At 41.1% G+C, this 3,065-nt stretch carries 4 protein-coding genes; 1 reads left to right on the top strand and 3 read right to left on the bottom strand.

Annotated elements, in window-relative coordinates; genetic code table 11:
• The first annotated feature begins 245 nt into the window (after window positions 1–245).
• Window positions 246–749 (top strand): phosphatidylglycerophosphatase A family protein, encoded by a 504-nt coding sequence (locus CHI10_RS07085; RefSeq protein ID WP_095243595.1) that lies wholly within the window; start codon window positions 246–248, stop codon window positions 747–749.
• A 30-nt stretch (window positions 750–779) separates the two neighbouring features.
• On the opposite strand, the gene CHI10_RS07080 is transcribed toward CHI10_RS07085, so the two are convergent.
• From CHI10_RS07080 to CHI10_RS07070, 3 genes are all read right to left on the bottom strand, one after another.
• Window positions 780–1,547, bottom strand: a complete 768-nt coding sequence (locus CHI10_RS07080; RefSeq protein ID WP_095243594.1) for a TIGR01457 family HAD-type hydrolase — start codon at window positions 1,545–1,547, stop codon at window positions 780–782.
• Window positions 1,548–1,718: 171 nt separating this feature from the next.
• Window positions 1,719–2,372, bottom strand: a complete 654-nt coding sequence (locus CHI10_RS07075; protein ID WP_286137227.1) for a helix-turn-helix transcriptional regulator — start codon at window positions 2,370–2,372, stop codon at window positions 1,719–1,721.
• Window positions 2,373–2,414: 42 nt separating this feature from the next.
• A complete protein-coding gene (locus CHI10_RS07070) occupies window positions 2,415–2,855 on the bottom strand; it encodes a DUF86 domain-containing protein (RefSeq protein WP_076258790.1) in 441 nt (146 codons plus the stop codon).
• Window positions 2,856–3,065: the final 210 nt, after the last annotated feature.

Genomic DNA, 3,065 nt, shown 5'->3' with positions numbered 1-3,065 from the left:
ATTTAATAAGATCCTTAAGGAATGTATATGATAGAAGACTTTAAAACTTGTTGTTTTCTTGGATAAGACTGTGTACCATGGAAATGATATAGAAAATGAATTTTTTCCGTTTGAGCGGCAGTGGGCATATTTGATAAAAAAAGGGTATATACATAGTGAAAAGAATCTAAAAGTGAGCAGCATAGGTCATTAAAAGGCCTGATGAACGTACCGCAATCACTTATAAACCAGAAAAGGTGAAGCCAATGAATGAAGAAAAAAAAGCAGTTAATCTTACAGAGCAGACAGCACGTAAATGGCTACATGAACGAGGGGTAGAAATACAGGATATAGCTGATTTGGTGTTCTTCCTCCAGGAGAAATATCACCCCGATTTGCAGATGAAGGATTGCATTTATAATGTGGAGCGTGTCTTATCAAAAAGAGAAGTGCAAAATGCCATTTTGACGGGAATTCAGCTGGATATGCTGGCCGAGGAAAAGAAACTCCTGGAACCGCTGCAATCAATTATCGCTACAGATGAAGGATTATATGGTGCAGATGAGGTATTGGCCTTATCCATTGTAAACGTATATGGTTCCATCGGATTTACCAATTTCGGGTATATCGATAAATTGAAGCCGGGCATTCTGAAGGATCTGAACGATAAGAGTTCAGGCAGATGCCATACCTTCCTTGATGATATTGTAGGAGCTATTGCGGCAGCCGCTTCGAGCAGACTTGCACATAGTGCTGAAAATGTGGAATAGAAAAAGGATGGAGTTTTTCCATCCTTTTTTCTATTTGAAGTCCCAATCTGCCAGTGATTCGAATACATAGTCCGGCTGTCTCTCGTATCCCTTCAATAATTCTTTTGTTGTTACCCCCGTATGGACAAGCATGGTATCCATACCGGCATTCATTCCTGCTAAGATATCCGTATCATAGTTATCTCCCACCATCAGCGTTTCTTCCTTGGCAGTTCCCAGCACCTTCAAAGCCTGCTCCATAATAATTGATTCCGGCTTTCCAATAAATACAGGCTGTGTTTGTGTCGATACAGTGATGACAGACGTTAGTGACCCATTTCCAGGCAGCAGGCCTCTTTCTGTCGGAATGGCAATATCCCCGTTTGTGGAAATGAATGTTGCCCCATTCCGGACAGCCAGACAGGCGATGGACAGCTTTTCATAGTTAATCGAACGGTCAATTCCCACCACAACGAAGTCTGCATGCTCCTCTCCAAAGCTTAGCCCTTTTTCAGACAGCGCTTCCCGTATTCCTTCTTCTCCGATCACATATACAGAAGCATCTTTTTGCTGTTCATATATGTAGCTGGCAGTGGCCATGCTCGTTGTAAATACCTGTCTCTCTTCAGCCGGAATGCCAAACTTCACAAGCTTATCCGCCACCTGGCCTGGTGTTCTTGAAGAATTATTTGTCACAAACAAATAAGGCAGACCCAGTTCCTGAAGTTTTTTGACAAAGTCAGCCGCCTCACTGATCAGCTCTGTCCCGCGATACATAGTGCCATCTAAATCGATTAAGTATCCTTTATATTTTTTCAAAAATATTCCTCCCATAATGATCTGAGCTTTGATTAGTATCCCAATAATTATTACTTTTCAATTGGCTTTCGCCCATACAAGATATCTTAAAGGAACAGGGTGAATTGTGCAATTTTTCACGATTGCAGGAGTAATTCCCGCAAAAAAAAACTCCCTAAACAGGAGCCTCGCTTAATCTTGCTTTATTATATAATGACAGCACCCGTCACCCGCAGCCATACAGGATTTGATATCAACCTTATCAGCAGAAAGGAAATCCTTAATAAATTCCTTTTCAGATCTGCAGATTTGTTTAAATTCTTCTGCTGTTTCAATATATGGACAATTGAATTCTTTTAGGTGGACCTGACCTTCCTCTAAACGAACTTCCGGCATAAAGCCTTCAAGCAGAAGGAGCTCCTCCAGGATTTGAAGCTTTTCAGAGAATGACTTCCCCGCTGTCTGAAACTCATACTGCTGTATGAGGCGGCTTTTTCTCCTGGAAAACAACTCAGTAATTAAATGGCCCTGCCCCATACTTTTTAGTTCGGTTAATAATTCAACACTTAGCTGCTTGTATTTTTTTGGAAACAAATCTTCTCCTTTTGCTGTTAGCTGATAAAGCTTTGAAGGGCGCCCTTTTGTCTGTCTCTGGATTGAAGATGTAATAAATCCATCCTTTTCAAGAACCTGAATATGCTTTCTGACGGCCATTTCGGATATTTTCAGCTCCTGGGCCATTTCCAGTATGGATCGTTTTCCCGCTGTTTTGATTATCCTCAGAATCATATCTCTTGTGGAGTTTTCTCCGATATGCATGATATTCACGCCCTTCTCTTTATTCAAGACTAATCTGCCCTGGAGAAAAAGATCGGATTTCTCCGACCCTTATTGAGGTTTAAATGCAGAAACCGGTCCTAGTTCATTGATCAAATACTCTCTGACCCGGCCTGGAAACTCTTTAATCATGGGGATATGGCTGCTAATCGCTGCTTTTAGTCCCTCATGATTGACATCTGTGTAGTTTTGGACGAGCATTTTACGATATGTAATGAATTGTTTAAAGCTCTCGCTCATTTCCTTGCTGATTACTTTTTCATCATCAAGAATATCCACGATATCATCGTAGCTGCCTGGATCCCTCATGATAAAACCGTCAATCATCGTATTTCCGGTATCAAGGATTGCTTCGATCATAATTTGGGCAATCCGTTCCAATGCTGCCTTTTCAATAGGGGATGTCCACTCTTTCACTTCTTCAAAAAGAGAGATTTGCTGTTCCAGATAACTGAGTGTGTCTTCAATCTTTTCCCTGTCTACGAAATACATAACGCTTCGTTCCTCCTATGAAGATTTCAGGCTCCTGGTTAAAGCATTCGCCCTGCACCCGGTTCATCAACAGCCACCCGAAATCCTAAAGTTCTCTATACCTCTATATTGTATATAAAGTTTTCAATACCTTCAATGGGGATCACATTTGAGTTATTTCATCTCCGGGGGGATAAACCTTAAAAGGTCATGCTATAATCGGTATATAAA

Origin of the sequence: Bacillus sp. 7894-2 (assembly GCF_002272225.1) — a bacterium.
Lineage (GTDB): Bacteria > Bacillota > Bacilli > Bacillales > Cytobacillaceae > Cytobacillus.
Note: the sequence above shows the minus strand (reverse complement) of the source record. Positions and strands in the feature narration are given on the sequence as shown.